At 69.8% G+C, this 17,637-nt stretch carries 17 protein-coding genes; 6 read left to right on the top strand and 11 right to left on the bottom strand.

What is annotated here, in order from left to right:
- Positions 1–139 precede the first annotated feature (139 nt).
- The 11 genes from ACQEVY_RS25150 to ACQEVY_RS25100 form a co-directional block, all read right to left on the bottom strand.
- Positions 140–535, bottom strand: coding sequence for a hypothetical protein (locus ACQEVY_RS25150; protein ID WP_432951719.1), 396 nt, complete (start codon positions 533–535; stop codon positions 140–142).
- A gap of 330 nt (positions 536–865) precedes the next feature.
- Complete coding sequence (locus tag ACQEVY_RS25145) at positions 866–1,213, bottom strand: hypothetical protein (RefSeq protein ID WP_432951718.1); 348 nt, start codon at positions 1,211–1,213, stop codon at positions 866–868.
- A 237-nt stretch (positions 1,214–1,450) separates the two neighbouring features.
- Positions 1,451–2,092, bottom strand: a complete 642-nt coding sequence (locus ACQEVY_RS25140) for a hypothetical protein (protein ID WP_432951717.1) — start codon at positions 2,090–2,092, stop codon at positions 1,451–1,453.
- Positions 2,093–2,244: 152 nt separating this feature from the next.
- Positions 2,245–3,507, bottom strand: coding sequence for an aminoglycoside phosphotransferase family protein (locus ACQEVY_RS25135; protein WP_432951716.1), 1,263 nt, complete (start codon positions 3,505–3,507; stop codon positions 2,245–2,247).
- 82 nt (positions 3,508–3,589) lie between these two features.
- Positions 3,590–4,240 carry an SRPBCC family protein gene (locus ACQEVY_RS25130; protein WP_432951715.1) on the bottom strand — a complete coding sequence of 217 codons (651 nt, stop codon included), beginning with the start codon at positions 4,238–4,240 and terminating at the stop codon, positions 3,590–3,592.
- The gene (locus tag ACQEVY_RS25125; protein ID WP_432951714.1) at positions 4,237–4,626 is read right to left on the bottom strand and encodes an ArsR/SmtB family transcription factor; all 390 of its coding nucleotides are present in this window, start codon (positions 4,624–4,626) and stop codon (positions 4,237–4,239) included. Before ACQEVY_RS25125 ends, ACQEVY_RS25130 begins: the two co-directional genes overlap by 4 nt.
- Positions 4,627–4,703: 77 nt before the next feature.
- The gene (locus ACQEVY_RS25120; RefSeq protein WP_432951713.1) at positions 4,704–6,113 is read right to left on the bottom strand and encodes an amidase; all 1,410 of its coding nucleotides are present in this window, start codon (positions 6,111–6,113) and stop codon (positions 4,704–4,706) included.
- 72 nt (positions 6,114–6,185) lie between these two features.
- The gene (locus ACQEVY_RS25115; protein WP_165345185.1) at positions 6,186–6,872 is read right to left on the bottom strand and encodes an ABC transporter ATP-binding protein; all 687 of its coding nucleotides are present in this window, start codon (positions 6,870–6,872) and stop codon (positions 6,186–6,188) included.
- Entirely contained in the window at positions 6,872–8,521 is a 1,650-nt protein-coding gene (locus ACQEVY_RS25110; protein WP_432951712.1) for a branched-chain amino acid ABC transporter ATP-binding protein/permease, read from the bottom strand. Before ACQEVY_RS25110 ends, ACQEVY_RS25115 begins: the two co-directional genes overlap by 1 nt.
- Positions 8,522–8,688: 167 nt before the next feature.
- Positions 8,689–9,891, bottom strand: coding sequence for an ABC transporter substrate-binding protein (locus ACQEVY_RS25105; RefSeq protein ID WP_432951711.1), 1,203 nt, complete (start codon positions 9,889–9,891; stop codon positions 8,689–8,691).
- A complete protein-coding gene (locus tag ACQEVY_RS25100; protein WP_432951710.1) occupies positions 9,852–10,727 on the bottom strand; it encodes a branched-chain amino acid ABC transporter permease in 876 nt (291 codons plus the stop codon). The genes ACQEVY_RS25105 and ACQEVY_RS25100 overlap by 40 nt, the downstream gene beginning before the upstream one ends.
- A gap of 117 nt (positions 10,728–10,844) precedes the next feature.
- On the opposite strand from ACQEVY_RS25100, the gene ACQEVY_RS25095 reads away from it, so the two are divergent.
- The 6 genes from ACQEVY_RS25095 (at position 10,845) to ACQEVY_RS25070 (ending at position 17,631) form a co-directional block, all read left to right on the top strand.
- Positions 10,845–11,789, top strand: coding sequence for a helix-turn-helix domain-containing protein (locus ACQEVY_RS25095; RefSeq protein WP_432951709.1), 945 nt, complete (start codon positions 10,845–10,847; stop codon positions 11,787–11,789).
- 353 nt (positions 11,790–12,142) lie between these two features.
- Positions 12,143–12,949: an SGNH/GDSL hydrolase family protein gene (locus tag ACQEVY_RS25090; RefSeq protein ID WP_432951708.1), complete on the top strand. Its 807-nt coding sequence runs from the start codon at positions 12,143–12,145 to the stop codon at positions 12,947–12,949.
- Between the two features lie 446 nt (positions 12,950–13,395).
- Positions 13,396–13,704: a hypothetical protein gene (locus ACQEVY_RS25085; protein ID WP_033328619.1), complete on the top strand. Its 309-nt coding sequence runs from the start codon at positions 13,396–13,398 to the stop codon at positions 13,702–13,704.
- 189 nt (positions 13,705–13,893) lie between these two features.
- Positions 13,894–14,733, top strand: coding sequence for a hypothetical protein (locus ACQEVY_RS25080; RefSeq protein ID WP_432951707.1), 840 nt, complete (start codon positions 13,894–13,896; stop codon positions 14,731–14,733).
- Positions 14,723–16,069 carry a hypothetical protein gene (locus ACQEVY_RS25075; protein WP_432951706.1) on the top strand — a complete coding sequence of 449 codons (1,347 nt, stop codon included), beginning with the start codon at positions 14,723–14,725 and terminating at the stop codon, positions 16,067–16,069. Before ACQEVY_RS25080 ends, ACQEVY_RS25075 begins: the two co-directional genes overlap by 11 nt.
- Positions 16,066–17,631: an SCO6880 family protein gene (locus tag ACQEVY_RS25070; protein WP_432951705.1), complete on the top strand. Its 1,566-nt coding sequence runs from the start codon at positions 16,066–16,068 to the stop codon at positions 17,629–17,631. The genes ACQEVY_RS25075 and ACQEVY_RS25070 overlap by 4 nt, the downstream gene beginning before the upstream one ends.
- Positions 17,632–17,637 lie beyond the last annotated feature (6 nt).

Raw genomic sequence — 17,637 nt, 5'->3', positions numbered from 1 at the left:
GGAGCCACCCGCCCAGCCATGACCGCTTCAATGAACGGATCAGGCGGCAAGTAGGAATGGGCCGCTACGTAGTGGTAGACGAGATCTGGCGCAACGAGCCAGTCTCCTGACCCCGCATCCCCATTTCCCTGGCCACAGATCAGGCGCGGTAACTCCACAGCACCTCGCCGCCCTCGAGCTCCCCGAAGGGATCCGTTCCGCCCAGCAGGGCACGGACTCCTCTGCACAGCACCAGGCCGGTGCCGGCCTCGGTTCGCAAGGCGAGGGCGATGTGGCGTACGCCTGCACCTGACTGAGCCAATGCCTCCAGTTCCGCGCGCTCGCGCTCTGTGGCGAGCAGCACCTCGGGGGCGACGTACCGGATCCCGAGCTGGACAGCGGCGACGCCGTCAAAGTGCAGGTCGGCACAGCGGGGCTCAGCTCCGCTCGGGGCCGCACGTAGCAGCAACTGGGAGTGGCCCACTCCGTAACGCCACATTCGAAAGATGCGGGACGACTTGAACCGAATCTCGCTCCCGACTTCCTCTGCAGCCATGGCCCTACGTTACGAGGGTTGCTGTTGGCGAATCCTCTCCGGCCAGGTGGTCTGTCGCGGGAATGTGACAGGTGGGCGGCAGACTGTCACATTCCCGCGACTGCATACCGAGAGTCCGGGAGCGTCGGGCGATGCGCTCATACTGCCGCCGGGATTCGCCAACAACATCCCTACGCGACGAGGAAACGGGCATTCGCGGAGTCCGTCTCACCGCGGCTTCCGTTGTTGCACCGCCTGCCCGCAAAGGCCAGGTGGCATGGGCCAGCCAACCCGAGTGAGTGGAAGGTTTGGGACGCCCTGGCCGCTCATCTGGTGTCCCAAAGCTTCCAATCACCCTCGGCCCGACGCTTTGCGGCGGGTGCGAAGGGCGTCCGTCGCGCGCGTGGTGCCGTAGCCGAGCAGCCAGGGCAGCGCCGTGATGCCCAGAACGTAAACGGCAAAGTAGACCAGAAGGTCTTCCGTGCACGTCGGCTGGTCCCGGACCGTCATGACCATCAAGGTCGACGAGGACACGACCGGCGCCAGCGGTAACAGGACCGACCACAGGCGTGGCGCCCGGCCAGGAATACGGGCGCACCACACCCCCATGCCGAGCATGATGAGGGGGCCGAATAGGACCCACAGCAGCGCCGGGTAGAGCAGCAGCTGCCACCCGTCCTGCGAACAGCAGCCGATCATGGAAGCCTCCACGCTTTCGGGCGAGCCTCCCATCCGCCGGCCCCGGGGACTTCCGTGGAACTACGCGTTCGCATACGTACGTTGACCTGCGGTCAGCGGCTCGGTGCCGCAACGTCGTCTCCGTCGGCCGCATCTGAGGTCAGGCACGTACGCATGGCAATGGGCCCGGGCGGAACGGCTCTGTCGCCGTCGCGTCCGGGCCCGCGGTAGAGGGGAGGGAGTGCGGAAGGACCAGGATCAGTCCACGGAATCCGCCGAGCCGGCCGAACCGGCAGAGTTCGCGGAGGAGACGCTCGCGGCACTGGCCGCGCTGTTGCCGGAGTCCGCGCTACCGGGTGCCGGAGCGGCAGGAGAGTCGGCCGAGTCGTCCGCAACCGGCTTGGGCGCGGCGGGCTTCACGGGCGCGTTCGGGCTGTCGCCGGAGGCGGCGGACGGGCTGTCGGCGGACGAGCCGGACGGGCTGTCGGCCGAGTTACCAGCCGGACTGTCAGCCGAGGAACCCTCCGGGCTGCTGCCCGAGTCCGCTCCACCACCAGGCGCGTTGGGCGAGTCCGCCGAGTCGAACGGCGAGGCGAGCGGGCTGTCCGCGGACTCCGGCGAGCCGTCACGGGAAGCCGGAGACCCGGCCGACGAGTCCGCGGACCCCGACGAGTCGTCGGCGTCGTCGCCACGGCCGTCATCATCGCGGCCGTCGTCCCCACGACCATCATCGTCGCGGCCGTCATCGTCCCCGAGCTGCGTGCTGACACTCACTGCGTCGGACTTGTCGTGCAGGTCGATGCCGCGGTCGGTGGCTGCCGCCGCGCCGCCCAGTCCGGCGAGTACTGCGGTGGCGCCGACACCGGCAACGGCTATGCGCCACGGTCTGGTGATCCGCATGATGGTGTTCCTTCCTGGGTGCCCGCCCCTGAGCGGTTCGGGCTCTGCTTCCAAGTTCGGCCCCGGCGATGAAGCCTTCATGGGCCGCCCGTGAAAGACCCCTCATCCGAACGTGAAGGCCCCCTCATCCGGGGATCGAACGACCCCACCCCTCATCCGGGATGCAGCCAGCGCATAGCCAGGTCCAGCCGGGCACGCGTAGCCGCCTGCCACCCCGCTTCCTGCACCCGATGCGGACCGGTGGCAAGCGACAGCACCACGGCAGCAGTACGACGCCGCAGCTCGACGGGGTCCACCAGTCCCGCAAACGCCGTCAGATAAGCGGCGCCCAACCGATTGATGGCATCGGCCCGCTCCCGGTCGATCTGGGCGAGAACGGACAGATGCCCGAGAAGACAGCCCAGGTCATCGACACGTTCACCGGGCCCCGCAGTGTCCACGTCCAACAGCCCGCTGATCCGCCCGCCCTCCACAAGCAGCTGACTCTCGTACAGGTCACCATGCACAGCGACGACAGGCCCGGAGCCGACGCCCACCGTCACCTCCTCAGCCAACTCCCTCGCCTGAGCCGCCAGTTCAGGCACCGCAGCCCCGACAACAGCCGCGTAATGCGGAGCCTTGGCAGCCCACGAGGGCCGAGCCGCCCCCGAAGCCAGTTCGGGCGGCAACCGGTCGAGCAGGCCAAGCACCGCCTCCGCGGACGGCGCGCGGCCACCGCCACCGCCCCCACGCAGCACCTCCCGCAACGTTCGACCGGGCAGAGCCTGAAGGACGACCAGCCCGTCCGGCGTAAAACCGAGGCTGGCCGGCGCGGGCACACCGGCCTCGGTGAGCAGACGGTGCCGCCGATGCAGGGCGTCGACACGGCTCGGACGTACGACCTTGATGAACAGCCGCCCGTACGAACCGGTCACCTCGACGACGGCCCGACGCCCGGGCCGGTACGCACGCACCCGATACCGAACCGGACCACCCCCACAACCGACGTCCTCCAGCAACCGCGCGAGCGCCCCCGAATCGCAGGCCGAAGGAAGGGCAGGCAGCCACGGGTCGTACGGGAAACGCCACACAGCGACCCGGTTGACCCCGTCCTCCAACACCGTCGCCCCGCGCGGCAAACGCCCGGCACGGGCACCGATCCGCTCCTCATCGGTACGCCCGTCGGACCCCCGGACCTGCACCCGATACACAGCGGTACAACTGTCCCCGGGCTGATGGTCGACGTTCTCGACGCGCCAGGTCAGCAACTGCCGGCCGGCCGGCTCAAGGGCCGCCGCCAACAGCTCACCGGCATCGGGACCGGTCAGCAGACGCAGATCCGGTACGCCGTCGGAGGCACCGCCCGCCAAAGGCACAGGCTCGGACGCCGAAGGCAGCGGCAGAGAAGACTGCTCAGGAGGTATAGGCAGAGGCATGCGCACGACGGTGCCCGCCCTTGATGAATCGCCCCCGCGCCTTCGATGAAGGTTCTTTCATCTACCGCCGCCCCTCCCCGCTTCAGGACTCCGGCGGCGCCTCCGCCCCGGTGTACGCGGCAGTCGTCGCGTCCGCCGCCGCCCGAGCCGTATCCGGGTCCTCGCCGGAGGCCACATTCGCCTCGTACCAGCCCTCGCTGCTCAGCTCGACGAAGCGCTTGCCCTCGTCGGACATGACCCAGGCCTCCGCCACCTCGTGATCCACAGGGCGACCGGAGGACAGATGCAGATACAGGCCCATGACCATCAGGTCCCAGCCGACACCGACCGCACCGGGCCCGTACTCCGGCCACTTCGTGTCGTCGTCGACGTGGGCGATGTGGTCGACCTCGAAACGCGTCCGCCCCTCCGCCTCCGGCGTGAGCCGCAGCTCGATCCAGGTGACGCTCTGCTCGAACTCCCAAGTGGCGGCGAAGCCCTTGGGCGGATCGCAGCGCTCGATCGTGCCGTGCGCGTTGCCGTGCAGCTGGTACTGGCCGCCCAGCCTCAGCTCGCCGGAGACGGGCATGAGCCAGCGCGGGATGCGCTCGGCGTTGGTACACGCGTCCCAGACGTCCTCGATGTCCGAGTCGTACGTCTGACTGATGGTCACGACGCGCGCCTCGCCGGCCTTGAACACACGCTTGCCGACCTGGCGCCGTACGGCATTGATCTGCTGGGTGACATCGATCATGGCTTGCTCCTTGGAGGAGGTACGTGGTCTTCTGCGCCCCCGTCCTCGCCGGCTTCGCGGAGCCGCCGCCCGCGCTTGCCCCGGGCGAGCTCGGTGGCCAGGGCCTCGAGCGGCGGGGTCCAGAACCGCCGGAACCGGTCCAGCCACGCGTCGATGTCACGAAGCGGCTCCGAGTTCACCGCGTAGAGCCGCCGGGTGCCTTCCGCCCGCACGGTGGCGAACCCGTTCTCCCGCAGCACCTTGAGATGCTGCGAGACCCCAGGCTGCGATATCCCGAACTCCCGCCGGATGACCTCGCTGACCTCCCCCGAGCTCATCTCCCCCTCGGCGAGAAGCTCAAGAATCCGCCGCCGTACGGGATCTCCGAGCACATCGAACGCGTGCATACGGAGCACTGTATCACTGCACACTTATATAAGCACGGGCTGAGAAAAGATGGCCTACGACTCGGACCAGGCCAAGGTCACTCGAAGCCCGGCGGACGGCGCACGGTCCAGTCGGCCGGCTCTTCAAGGGCGGAGGCCAGCCGCAGGAGTGTCGCCTCGTCCCAGGGACCGCCGATCAGCTGGCTGCCGATGGGCAGACCGTCGGGCGAGGTGTGGACCGGCAGTGAGATGGCGGGCAGACCGGTGATGTTGCAGACGGAGGTGAACGAGATCATCTGGTTCTCGGTCATCCGGAACCCGCCGGGATCGGCGTTGGCCTCGGCCAGGCAGGCTCCGGCCGGCGGGGGCGGGCAGGCCAGGGTCGGGGTGAGCAGCACGTCGAAGTCGCGGCCCCACTGGGCCCGGACCTCCACGGCCTCCTGCTGCAGAAGCGCGGCCATCCGTGTGTACTCGCCCGCGTGGCGCGTCTTGGCGCGCTCCATCCGGAACCGCAGATGCGGTTCGGCCAGCTCCGGCCGGTCGTAGGGCGCGGTCCACAGTGCCGCGTCCAGGACGGTCTGCGCGTACCCGAGGCCCGTCTCCTCGCTGAAGAAGCGCGGCGACACCGGGAAGACCGCGTGGCCGAGCGACTCCAGCAGCTTTCCGGTCCGCTCGGCCGCCGCCACGCACACCGGGTCCACCGGAACTCCGGTGGGCGCCTCCAGCAGCAGGCCCACCCGCAGCGGTGCGGACTCCCGCCCCACTTCCTCGGAGAACGGCCGCTCCGGCGCGGGCGCACCGTACATGACCAGGCTGTCCGGCACGCTCATGACATCCAGCAGTGCCGCCGCGTCCTGCACCGTCCGGGTGATCGCTCCCTCGACCGCGGCGTGCTCCCAGGCCGCCAGGTACTGCGGTACCCGGCCGCGGCTCGGCTTGAGCCCGACCAGCCCGCAGCACGAGGAGGGCATACGGATCGAGCCTCCGCCGTCGTTGGCGTGGGCGACGGGCGCGAGCCCCGCGGCGACGGCCGCCGCGGCACCGCCGCTCGATCCTCCCGGCGAGTACTCGGTGTTCCAGGGGTTGCGGGTGATGCCGTAGCGGGAACTCTCCGCAGCCGTCAGCATGCCCATGTCCGGGGTGCTCGTCCTGCCCATCAGCAGGAAGCCGGCGTCCAGGAACCTGGTCACGACCGGGTCGGTGACCGTGCGAGGCGTGTCGTCACACCCGAGGCTGCCGAACGTGGCGGGCTGCCCGGCGACCAGGTTCACGTCCTTGATGGGTATGGGCACCCCGTGGAAGGCGGGCAGTCCCCCGCCCTCCATCACCGCCCGCTCGGCCTTCAGCGCGGCTTCGCGGACCTCCTCGTCGTTGCGCCAGACGAACGCTCCGATCTCAGGATCGAACCGCTCGATGCGCTCCAGATAGGTGTCGGCGATCTCGACGGGGCTCAGCTCGCGCTCGCGTACCGCCTCTGCCAGACGCACGGCGGAGTCGAACGGGTCCATGGGGGCTCCAACCTGTAGCCATTTGGGGGGAGTTGAGGGAAGGGAGTGGCGGAGAAGTGGCGGGGCAGGGAGTCAGGCGACGGCGAGCAGCCGGTCGAGCTCCTCGCGGTTGTCCGTGCTGCTCGTGCCGTCGAAAACGACCCGGCCCGTCTGCATGACGATCGCGCGGTCGCAGCGCTCGAGAAGGAGCCCGGCATGCTGGTCGACCATCACCACTGCCACTCCGGTGGCGGCGATACGGGTCATCGCCTCCAGGACCTGCTGGACGAACGACGGCTGCAGACCCTGGGTGAGCTCGTCCACGACGATCAGCGACTGCCCGGACAGGATCGACCGGGCGATGCCGAGCTGCTGTTTCTGCCCGCCGGACAGCGTTCCGGCGGGCTGCCGGCGGCGTTCGGTCAGCAGGGGGAAGATCTCGTGGGGATCGACCGCGGGGACGAAGCCCCGGCGCGTGGCCAGGCGGAGGTTCTCCGCGACGGTGAGGGTGGGGAACACTCCCCGGTCCTCGGGCATCAGTGCGGCGCCGCGGCGCGCGAGCAGGTCTGGGCGGCCGCGCGGCACGGGGCGTCCCGCCAGACGCACCTCGCCGCCCTGCCGGTCGGCCAGCCCGAAGACGGTGCGCAGCAGGGTGGTCTTGCCGGTGCCGTTGCGTCCCAGCAGGGCGATCCGCTCGCCCTCGGCGACCCGCAGGGTCACATCGCGGACGACGGCGGCCTGACCGTACCCGCCGCCAAGTCCCTCCAGTTCCAGCATCATCAGCTCACCCCCAGGTAGGCCTGACGCACCGCCGGGTCGGCGGCGATCTCGTCCATCGACCCATGGGCGATCACCTGACCCTCGTGCAGGACGACGACGTCGTCGGCCAGCTCCCGGACGATCGCCATGTCGTGTTCGACGACGACCAGTGCGCATCCCGTACGCCGGGAGACCTGCTTCAGCTCGTGGACGAGCGCGCGGGCGTCGTCGGGTCCCAGCCCGGCCGCGGGTTCGTCGAGCAGCATCAGCCGGGGCGCTCCGGCCAGCACCATGGCCAGCTCCAGCCGGCGCCGGTCGGCCAGCGGCAGGGCCCCGGCCTCACGAGTCTCGTCGCCGGCCAGGTCGTCGTACTCGGCGGGCAGCTCGACATGCCGTGGCGCGTCCAGGCGGGCCAGCCGGATGTTGTCGGCCGGAGACAGCGCCGTCAGGACGCTGGGGATCTGGAACATCCGGCCCACGCCCAGGCGTACGCGGTCCTGGACCGGGAGCGCGGTGGCGTCCGCGCCGAAGATCCGCACCTCGCCCGCGTCGGGGGCGAGTTGGCCCGCGACGACGGCGAGCAGGGTGCTCTTGCCCGCGCCGTTGGGGCCGATCAGGCAGACGGTTCGGCCGTCCTCGACCGTGAGGTCCACGCCGCACAGCACGTCCACCGGGCCGAAGGACTTGCGGATCCCCGTCAGCGCGAGGGCGGCTCCCTCGCGGGCCGTGTCGTCAGCACGGTGCCGTGGCGCCGCCGCAGCCGGGGGCAGCTTCACCGCCGGGCCGCGTGCCCATGGGCGGGCCAGCCCCGCCAGACCCGCCGGGGCGACCTGTACGACCAGAACGAACAGGGCGGCGAGCGCGAGAACGTACCAGCCCTGCCACGTACTGCCGAGCATCTGAGCGCCCGCCGTGATCAGGATGGCGCCGAGGAACGGGCCCACGGTCGACTCCCGTCCGCCCAGTGCGAGCCAGACCAGCACGCTGGTCGACAGGGCGAGCCCGAAGACCTGCGGTGACACCAGCCCGGCGGCGGGCGCGTACAAGGCGCCCGCGACCGCCGACACGGCCGCCCCGACAGCGAACGCCGCGGTCCGCACGCGCACCGGGTCGATGCCGGCCTGGGCGGCGCGCTCGGGGTTGCGGGACGCAGCGATCAGCCGCGCGCCGAACCGGCTGCGGACCACCGTCACGCTGGTGACGGCCACCACGGCGGCCACCACCACGAGCGTCAGGTAGTAGGCGGAGACCACTCCCCGGCCGCTCACCGACAGCCCGTTGGTCCCGCCGGTCAGATCCGTGAGGCTGTTCGCCGCGTGCTGGAGCAGCAGGCCCACTCCGATCGTCAGCAGGATGAGCGGCGCGTCGGGCACACGGGACGCCAGCCCGATCCGGACCACCAGCACCGCGATGCCCACGGCCGCCGCCAAAGCCGCCGCCAGCAGGACGGCAAGCGGCCAGCCGTGCTCCTGGCTGAGCGCGACGGCGTAGGCACCGAGCCCGAAGAAGGACGCGTGACCCACGCTGAGCAGCCCCGCCCGCCCCCAGGAAAGGTCCAGGCCGTAAGCGAACAGCCCGTTGCACAGGCCCAGCGTCAGGGTGGCCACCGCGAAGGCGCTCAGCCCGAACGGAGCCGCCGCCAGCAGCACGAGCAGCAGCGCGAAGCGCACCGCCGGCCCCACTCGGGCGCTACGTCCGACTCGGGCGCTAGGTCCGACTCGGGCGCTACGTCCGAGAGGCGCGGCCGGGAGCCGACGGCGTACACCGCGCGCGGACGGTGCCGACAGCACCTTGACCTGCTCGTCGCCGCGCCCGTCGGTGTTATGGCCAGGGCTGATCATGAGCACCCCGGCATGGGCGTGGTGTCGGCGAAACGACCGAGCTCGCGGCTGACCTCGTACGCTCCACCCGGCTTGATCGTCGCCTGGAACATGTCGGCCTGCAGGATGTGATTGGCCGCCGAGAAGCGGGTGTTCTCGCCGAGCGGCGAGTCGAAGGTCAGCCGCCCGATCTCGGTGTTGATCGCCTCACCGTCGGCGCTCTCGGCCTTCTTGGCGGCGGCCAGGAAGAACTGGATGCCGAAGTACGCGTTGCCCGCCACCTCGGGCATCGGGCCTTTGAACTTGTACGCCTTCCGGTAGTCGGCCACGAAGGCGCGGCTGTCCGGGTCGTCCAGCCGGTCGGTCCAGCGCACGGTGTGCGTACGACCGTCCACCAAGGCGTTGAGGGCGGGGTAGTAATCGCTGTCCAACGGAGCGCCGTCGTAGCCGAGTTGTGGGCTGAGCAGACCGAACTGCTTGGCCTGCTGGCTGAACGACACCGCGTCGGAACCGACGACCATGGCCAGCAGCACATCCGGCTTCGCGGCCTTGAGCCGCTTGATCACCGGCTGCCAGTCGGTCTGCCCGATCGGGCTGAACTCCTCGGCGACGACCGAGCCGCCGGCGCGTTTCACCTGCTCCTTGGCGACGCGCAAGTAGTAGTGCGGGAAGTTGTAGTCGGAGCCGACGACGGCGACCCTCTTCCCGTACTTCTCCAGCAGCGCGGGGATGGTCGGGGTGAGCAGCTGGCGCGTGCTCTCGCCGAACCCCCACGCGTAGGGATGGCACTGCCCGGTGTCGCCGAGGATCGCCGTCCCGAACGGGACCTTCGCGTCATCGGCGACCTTGGTCACGGCCTCGGCCGTGTCCCCGGTGATCGTGCCGAACAGCATCGACACCTTTTCCCGCTGGACGAGCCTGCGAGCCAGCTGGGTGGACGTGGCCGGGTCGCCCCCGTCGTCGACGACGACGAACTCGACGTCCGCGCCGTTCACGCCACCGTCCTCGTTGACCTTCTCGACGCCCAGTTCGAAGGCGTTGCGCAGGGCCTTGCCGGTCGAGGAGACGGGCCCGGTCAGCGGCACGATCAGGCCGACTTTCAAGGGTCCGTCCCCCTCGCTCCCGGTGTCCGAGATCGCCGAACCACCGCAGCCGGTCACCGCCAGCAGAGCGGCGGCGGTCAGGATGCCCGCGCCGGCACGCGAACGCGTGTGAGCCATGACATGTACCTCCGAATCCAGGGACGCGAGCGCAGCGCCGCGACCGCGACGACGATCAGGTAGAAGAAGACCTCGGCCAGCACGTCGGTCAGCCAGGTGCGCAGCAGCACCGACAGCGCGGCGATGGCCAGGGCGGCACCCGCCGCCGTCCCGAGCGCGCCGGGGCGGCTGAGCAGCAGACCGAAGAAGACGGGGACCAGCAGGCCGAAGCCCATGGTCGGATTCACCGCGAGCAGCGGGCTGTACAGCGCTCCCGCCAGCACGGCCAGCAGCCCGCCGAGGATGAACGCGATGGTGCGCAGCCGTCGCGGGTCGGTGCCCAGCAGCGCCGCCATGGCCGGGTTGTCGGCCACCGCGCGCAGGGTCAGGCCCCAGTCCGTGCGGTAGGCGGCGAGCAGCACAAGACCGATGACCGCGACCGCGATCAGGCCGCACACCAGCCGGTACGCCGGATAGGGCGTGCCCAGGACCGTCACCGTGCCGCCGACCGGCGCATCGACCGACCGGGAGGTGGAGGTGAACCACAGCTCCGCCGCCTGCCGCAACGCCATGCCGACACCCCAGGTCACGAGCATGGTCGCCAGCCCGTCCGCGAGGGGACGCCGCAGCAGCAGCCGTTCGATCAGCAGCAACAGCGGTGCACTCGCCACCAGGGCGAGGGTCACGCGCCAGCCGAACGCCGGGCCCGTGAGGACCGCCGCCGTGTAGGCGCCCACCATGATGAGGTCGCCCTGCGCGAGGTTCACCACCCGGGTCGCCGCGAAGATCACGGCCATGCCGAGGGTGGTGAGCCCGTAGAGGCCGAAGAGCGTGATGATGGCCAGGAGTACGTCCACGCGGTGACGTCCTTCCACTTCCGCGGACCGGGGATGAGTGGGACTATCGGCCAATTCCCGCCGCCGTGCTGTCACCAGAGCGCACGCTTCTGGTGCTGGAGTGCAGAGGAGGAACCGATGCCTCTCGAAGCCCGGACGGACGGCACGCTCGTCTCCGGCTACCTGGACCCCGTCTCCGACGACCGCGCCAGGGCGTCCGACGCCGTACTGGTCAAGACGGCGACGCCCTGGGCCGCCGAGCTGCGGGCGGAGCGGTTCGGCGCGATCACCACGTGTGACATCGCCGGCGAGCAGCGGGCGCAGGTCGTGCCGCACGCGTCGGTCTCCCCTGTGGGAATCGACTCCCTGGTCGGGGTGCTTCTGGCCGGAGAGGTGACGATCGAACAGAACGGCCGCCAATGCGCCCTGTCCCCGGGCGACTTCGTCCTCTACGGCGGCGGGCGTCGGTTCCGTCTCGACCTCGGTCGCGACTACCGCTGGTTCCTGATGAGACTCGATCCGGGCACGAGCACGCTCCTGCGGCAGACCCCCGACGCGATGGTCGCCCAGGAGCTCACGTCTTCCCCCGGCGGCCGGATCCTCTCCTCAATGCTCGTCGAACTCGCCGACCGCGGTCATCGCCTCGGACCGCTGTCGAAAGGGGAGATGGGCGAGCACGTGACCGGCGTCCTCCGGACCCTCGTCCGCGAGTACGCAGGCCGGCACACGCCCCCTGCGCACGCGCACCGGCTGCTGCGCGTCCTGGAACACATCGACCGGCACCTGACCGAGGAACTCTCGCCCGCCCGGATCGCCGCCGCCCACCACATCTCGGTCCGCTCCTTGCACGCCCTGTTCCAGCATCGAGGGGAAACACTCGGCGACCACATCCGGCAACGGCGCCTGAGCCGAATCCGCCAGGACCTGGCCGATCCCGCCCTGGCCGATGTCCCGGCGTATGCCGTGGCGGCCCGCTGGGGCATCACCGACCCGAGTTACTTCGGCAGAGTCTTCAAAAGCGAATTCGGCCTCTCCCCACGGGAGTTCCGCCGCCGGTCACTTCCCGACGGGTACGCCCCGTAAGGGACGCGGGAAAGTCGCAGGCTTCTGCTCTTCCAGGGGCGCGAGGCTGTGACATTTGCGGCTCCGCCGCGGGGCGACGCCCCTTTAGGGCGCGGGGCTGTATCTATTTGCGGCTCCGCCGCGTGGGCGCGCCCAGCCACAACGCCCCGTAAGGGGCGCGGGGAACTGCGCGACAAGCCACATCAAACCCGCAGCCGCGACACGCAGTGTCACCGACCACCCCCTGGCGGGGGGCCTGGGGCGCAGCCCCAGTTTCGGGAAGGGGCGGGACTGGGGAAAGAAACCCCCACCAGCGAACCGCACAGCGAACGTCACATTGACGCCAGCCAAACCCGAGCCCCACGCTCAACTCCATGACCACGCACCCGTACACGAGATACGTAGCCATCGGCGACAGCCAAACCGAGGGCATCGGCGACGGCGACGAGGCAATCGGGTACCGAGGCTGGGCCGACCGCCTCGCAGAACTCCTGGCGGAAGGCCAGCCAGACCTCACGTACGCCAATCTCGCCGTACGCGGAAAAGTGACCGCCGACATCAAGGCGGAACAACTCGCCCCAGCCCTGGCACTCAAGCCAGACCTGGCAACCGTGGTGGCCGGCATGAACGACGTGCTACGCCCCAGCTTCAACGCCGACCGAGTCATGGCAGACATAGAGGAGATGTTCGCGAGACTCACCGAGGCAGGCGCCCAGGTAGCCACCGTCACGTACCCCGACATGGGCAAGCTTTCCCCCCTCACGCGCCGCGCACTCCCCCGCGTACTCGACCTCAACGCCCGCCTACGCGCAGCCGCCGACCGTCACGGAGTAGCCGTCCTGGACGTGTTCCCACACCCGGTCACCACCGACCCCCGCCTCTGGAGCCAGGACCGCATCCACGCAAGCCCACTCGGCCACACCCGCATCGCCGAGGGCATGGCCCACACCCTCGGCCTGCCGGGCCACGAGGACTGGTACGCCCCGCTGCCACCGCTAGCCCCCGTCCCCGCCCTACGCACCCTGACCGCCGACACACGCTGGGCGATGGGCTTCCTCGGCCCCTGGCTATGGCGGCGCCTGAGGGGCCGCTCCTCGGGAGACGGACGTACGGCCAAACGCCCCGAGCTGACACCGTGGACGGCCCGGACCGCAGACCCTGCCCCGGAGCCCCACTCCTGACACCCCGACAGCTCCCCCACCGCCACATCGAGATAGCCTTCGCGAAGCCGGAACGGGCGGCGTCTACACACCAGGAGACGCAACGACCCAGAGGGCATCGTCTCGACGGACCGGCGCACATGGGACGTGAGCGGACTCACGAAGGCGGGGCGGAGTAGTCGACCGCCGCGTAGAGGGGGTCGACGACGGAACCACACAGCAGGTTCCGGAACTACTTCATTGCCCGGCGTGACCTGCCGTGATACACAGAGTGACTGTACTACTACTTGCCTACCGTCCCACGCACCGCAGCGGTTCCCGAGGGCCGGCGGCAAGCGGTACGTACGAAACCCGCCAATCAATGACGCCAAGTCGACATACGACAGCGTCATCGTCGGCGACAATGATGCCTGACCTCTGCGCGGAGGCAGGGGATACGGAACTACCCACAAGGGGCGGTGACTTACATGTTCTTCGCAGCCGAAGAGGGCGACATCACCACGATCATCGGCGGAATCGCCCCGGACTGGGGCCCGTTCGGCGACTTGGGCAACGAAGCTCGAGTGATGATCGAAGTCGTGATGGCGGTCGCCATCCTGCTCTGCCTCGGCATCGCGATCTGGGGCGCGGCCAAGCAGCGTATCGGCGCGACGGCCCTGCGCGACACCTTCAGCGCGGAACAGGGCAAGGGCCTCATCATCGCGGGCCTCACCGGGGTCTTCATCATCGGCTCACTGGGCACGCTGTTCACCATCGTGTACGGAATGGCCGTGTAGGCCCGCCCGGCCCGTTGACCCGGCCGGGTGCGCCCGGTTCCCTCCAACCCACCCGTCCGACGTGCCCACCGGCTGAGGTTGCGTTTCCCTGATGTCGAGTCACCACACCGCGCCCGCGAAGGAAGCAGCGCGGCTACCGTCGTACTACGACTACGCGGTCCAGCACGAGGTTGAAGGGGCGTACGCGGCATGAGTCTCGGCGACGAGCACGGTTCGCGCGGCGACAACGGCGGATACGGGGGCTCCGGCCAGACCCGTACGCGCTACCCCGACAGCGCCGGCGACGTCTACGGCGGCGCGCGCCGCGGCGGCCGTTCGTCCTCCCGCAGCCTCATCACGGTGGTGGGCGTGGTGGTCCTCCTGATCGCGGCCATCGCCTTCGCGAACCGTGGCGGTGGTGATTCCGGTTCGTCGGAGGGGGGCGAGGAGAGAGCGGACGTGGCGCCTACGGCGGCGTCCGGGGAGCAGCCCGTTGAGACGAAGGCCGGGGGGATTCCTTCGGGGTTCGCGCAGGATGAGCAGGGGGCGGAGTCGGCGGCGGCGAACTACTCCGTGGTGCTGGTCTCGGCCGACATCGTCAAGCCCGCGCGGCGGGACGAGATCGTCCAGCAGGTGTTCGTCGCGGACAAGGTCGCCGAGCTCAAGGACAGGATGGACAAGGCGTACTCCACGGAGTTCCTGCGCAACGTCGGCCTGGACAAGAACGGCAACGCAGCCGCCGGACAGACGTACGTCTCGCGCACGATGCCGGTGGGCACCAAGGTCACGGACTACTCGGAGAGCGCGGCGACCGTCGAGGTCTGGTGCACGGGCGTGTTCGGCACGGCGGGGGACGACTCGAAGAACCCGGTCAGCAACGACTGGTTCACCATGACGCTTCAGCTGCGATGGGCCGACGGCGACTGGAAGGTTGACAACTTCTCCCAGAAGGAAGGCCCAGCGCCCGTGAACGGCGACAACAAGATCTCGCCGTCCGACGAGATCTCGAAGGCCGTCGAAGAGTACGGAGGCTTCACCTATGCCCGGTAGCCGACGCCGCGTACTCAAGGTCACCGGCGCCCTCACAGCCGTACAGGCCACGCTTGTCGTGCTGGCCACGCGCGCGGCTGCCGCGCCGACACCGACGCCAACGCCGTCCGAGGACAACTGCGACCTGATCGTCGGGCCGGCCAAGGAGTACTGCGAGAACGGCGAAGGCGGCTCCGGAGGTGGAGGCGGCGGCGGCCTGACCGACCCCACCTCCACCCTCGACCCCCTCTCCTCCCTGGCAAAGGGCTGCGCCGACGCCGCCTCCTGGACCATCGACAAGCTCAGCGAAGCCGTCAAAGAAACCGCGGGCGTCGACTTCACGAACCCCAAGTTCCTCCAGCAGTACGCCGTCGTCTTCGCGGCCTCGACAATCCTCACCCTCGTCCTCTGGCTGCTCGCGGTCGCCAAGCGAGCCGTACGAGGCGTGCCGCTCACCACGGCCATCTCGGAGGCGATCGGCTTCCTCTGGCTGACCGTGCTGGCCTCGGCGTTCACGCCGCTGATCCTCTACACCGTCGTCTCGGCGACCGACGGCGTATCAGAAGTCCTCGCCCAGAGCACCGGCAACCAGACGGACACCTTCTTCGGCAACTTCTCCGGCGCCCTGGAGAAGGGCGAGGACATCGGCGGCGGCCCGATCATGCTGATCGTCGTCTCCCTGGTGTCCATCCTCGCCGCGGGCGTCCTGTGGCTGGAGCTGGTCATCCGAGCCGCCCTCCTCTACGTGGGCGCGCTGCTCGGGACCGTCGTATACGCGGGCCTCGTCGACAAGAACCTGTGGGGCCACGTCCGCCGCTGGGCGGGCATCATGATCGCGGTGATCCTGGTCAAGCCGGTGATCGTGATCGTGCTCGGCCTCGCGGGCGCCCTGTCCGCCGAGGACGGGCCCGACGCCTTCTCCGCCGTCGTCTCCGGCCTCTCCATCATCCTGCTGGCCATCTTCGCGAGCGCGATGATCTACCGCTTCGTACCGGGCTTCGGCGACGAGATCGCCAACTCCCGCAACAACCGCATCATGCAGGGCGCCGAAGGCAAGGCCGCGGCCGTCATGACCTCTCCGGCCACCTTCGTCGCGCAGGGCATCAAGACGCACAGCACCCGCGCCGACAACGGCGGCGGCAACCAGGGCGGAAACCAAAGCGGCCCCCGCCCCTCCAACCCGGCCTCCGGCGGAGTCGCCGCCCACAGCACCCGCCCGTCCTCCAACGGAGGCGGCGGAGGCGGATCCGTACCAGCCGCAGCACCCCCGCCGCGCAACAGCCCGGCGAACACCCCCCATGCCGGCACACGTAACAGCAGCAGTAGTACCAACCGCTCGGGAGGTGAAGGGCGTTGACGACCGAGTCCCACGTGTCCGTGTCCCATCCGGTCACGCCCCGCCGTACATATCTGATCGGCCGCGCCCGGCCGAACGCGATCGTCGGGAAGAACCGCGAGACCGGCGAAATCGCGCTGATCATCGTGGGCGCGTTCCTCGGCATGATGTGCGGCCTGCTCGTCCCCGTCCTCTCCCTGCGCATCGTCCTGCTCGTGGGCTTCCCGATGGTGGCGCTGGCCGCGGTGTACGTGCCGTACAAGCGCCGCACGTTCTACAAGTGGTTCGAGATCAACCGCAGTTACAAGCGGACGCTGCGCAACGGCACCACGTACCGCAGCAACGTCATGGAGGCCGGCACCCGCATCGACGGCCGCGAGGTCGAGATCGGCCCGCCGCCCGGCATCGGACGCATTACGTGGCTGGCGGCGCCCTTCGGCCCCGACGAGATCGCCGTCCTGCTGCACGCCGACCGGAAGACCGTCACGGCCGCGATCGAGATCGAGGGCCCGGGCGTCGGCCTGCGCGACTCCGAGGACCAGGAAGCCCTCGTCGACCGCTTCGGGGTGCTGCTGAAGCACGTCGCGAACGGCGACGGCTTCGTCACCCGCCTCCAGATGCTCGCCCGTACCCTCCCCGCCGACCCGGACGCACACGCCAAGGACGTCGCCGTACGCGGCGACGAGCGCGCCCCCGGCTGGCTGCAGCAGTCGTACGACCAACTCCAGTCCATGGTGTCCACCAGCAGCGAGCAGCACCGCGCCTACCTGGTCGCCTGTATGCACTACTCGCGCGAACTCGCCGCCGAGGCGCACGCGATGGCCCGCGCCGCGCGCGGCCAGGGCGGCAAGAAGCTGGACAAGGACGCGGGGCTCGCGGTCGTGATGGCGCGTGAGCTGACGGACATCTGCTCCCGGCTGCAGGAAGCCGACATCCGCGTACGCCAGCCACTCGGGCAGGGCCGCCTGGCGTCCCTCGTCCACTCCATGTACGACCCCGACCACCCCATCGACCACATCCAGGCGATGACGAAACGCAACGCCTGGCCGGCCGAGCTGGACGCCATGGAGCCGACGTACCTCCAGGCGAAGACCCGCGAGTCCTCCACCCGCGCCCCCTGGTGCCACGCCACGGCCTGGGTGAAGGAGTGGCCGATGACCCCGGTGGGCGTCAACTTCCTTGCCCCGCTGCTCGTCCACACCCCGGACGTCATCCGGACCGTGGCCGTCACGATGGACCTCGAACCCACCGAGGTCGCCATCGAGCGGATGCTGACCGAGAAGACGAACGACGAGGCGGAGGCCAGCCGCCAGGCCAAGATGAACCGGACCGTCGACCCCCGCGACATCGCCTCGCACAGCCGCCTGGACCAGCGCGGCGAGGACCTCGCGAGCGGCGCGGCCGGCGTCAACCTCGTCGGCTACATCACCGTCTCGTCCCGTACCCCCGAGGCACTCGCCCGCGACAAACGGACGATCCGCGCCTCGGCCGGCAAGTCGTATCTGAAACTCGAGTGGTGCGACCGCGAGCACCACCGCGCCTTCGTCAACACACTCCCGTTCGCGACCGGCATCCGGAGGTAGGACTCT

The organism is Streptomyces sp. CA-288835 (assembly GCF_050936385.1).
GTDB lineage: Bacteria > Actinomycetota > Actinomycetes > Streptomycetales > Streptomycetaceae > Streptomyces.
Note: the sequence above shows the minus strand (reverse complement) of the source record. Positions and strands in the feature narration are given on the sequence as shown.

What these genes read in the sequence shown, in the direction of transcription:
- ACQEVY_RS25150 (WP_432951719.1), bottom strand. Translation starts at nt 535, where the DNA reads ATGGCTGCAGAGGAAGTCGGGAGCGAGATTCGGTTCAAGTCGTCCCGC.
- ACQEVY_RS25145 (WP_432951718.1), bottom strand. Translation starts at nt 1,213, where the DNA reads ATGATCGGCTGCTGTTCGCAGGACGGGTGGCAGCTGCTGCTCTACCCG.
- ACQEVY_RS25140 (WP_432951717.1), bottom strand. Translation starts at nt 2,092, where the DNA reads ATGCGGATCACCAGACCGTGGCGCATAGCCGTTGCCGGTGTCGGCGCC.
- ACQEVY_RS25135 (WP_432951716.1), bottom strand. Translation starts at nt 3,507, where the DNA reads ATGCCTCTGCCTATACCTCCTGAGCAGTCTTCTCTGCCGCTGCCTTCG.
- ACQEVY_RS25130 (WP_432951715.1), bottom strand. Translation starts at nt 4,240, where the DNA reads ATGATCGATGTCACCCAGCAGATCAATGCCGTACGGCGCCAGGTCGGC.
- ACQEVY_RS25125 (WP_432951714.1), bottom strand. Translation starts at nt 4,626, where the DNA reads ATGCACGCGTTCGATGTGCTCGGAGATCCCGTACGGCGGCGGATTCTT.
- ACQEVY_RS25120 (WP_432951713.1), bottom strand. Translation starts at nt 6,113, where the DNA reads ATGGACCCGTTCGACTCCGCCGTGCGTCTGGCAGAGGCGGTACGCGAG.
- ACQEVY_RS25115 (WP_165345185.1), bottom strand. Translation starts at nt 6,872, where the DNA reads ATGATGCTGGAACTGGAGGGACTTGGCGGCGGGTACGGTCAGGCCGCC.
- ACQEVY_RS25105 (WP_432951711.1), bottom strand. Translation starts at nt 9,891, where the DNA reads ATGGCTCACACGCGTTCGCGTGCCGGCGCGGGCATCCTGACCGCCGCC.
- ACQEVY_RS25095 (WP_432951709.1), top strand. Translation starts at nt 10,845, where the DNA reads ATGCCTCTCGAAGCCCGGACGGACGGCACGCTCGTCTCCGGCTACCTG.
- ACQEVY_RS25090 (WP_432951708.1), top strand. Translation starts at nt 12,143, where the DNA reads ATGACCACGCACCCGTACACGAGATACGTAGCCATCGGCGACAGCCAA.
- ACQEVY_RS25085 (WP_033328619.1), top strand. Translation starts at nt 13,396, where the DNA reads ATGTTCTTCGCAGCCGAAGAGGGCGACATCACCACGATCATCGGCGGA.
- ACQEVY_RS25080 (WP_432951707.1), top strand. Translation starts at nt 13,894, where the DNA reads ATGAGTCTCGGCGACGAGCACGGTTCGCGCGGCGACAACGGCGGATAC.
- ACQEVY_RS25075 (WP_432951706.1), top strand. Translation starts at nt 14,723, where the DNA reads ATGCCCGGTAGCCGACGCCGCGTACTCAAGGTCACCGGCGCCCTCACA.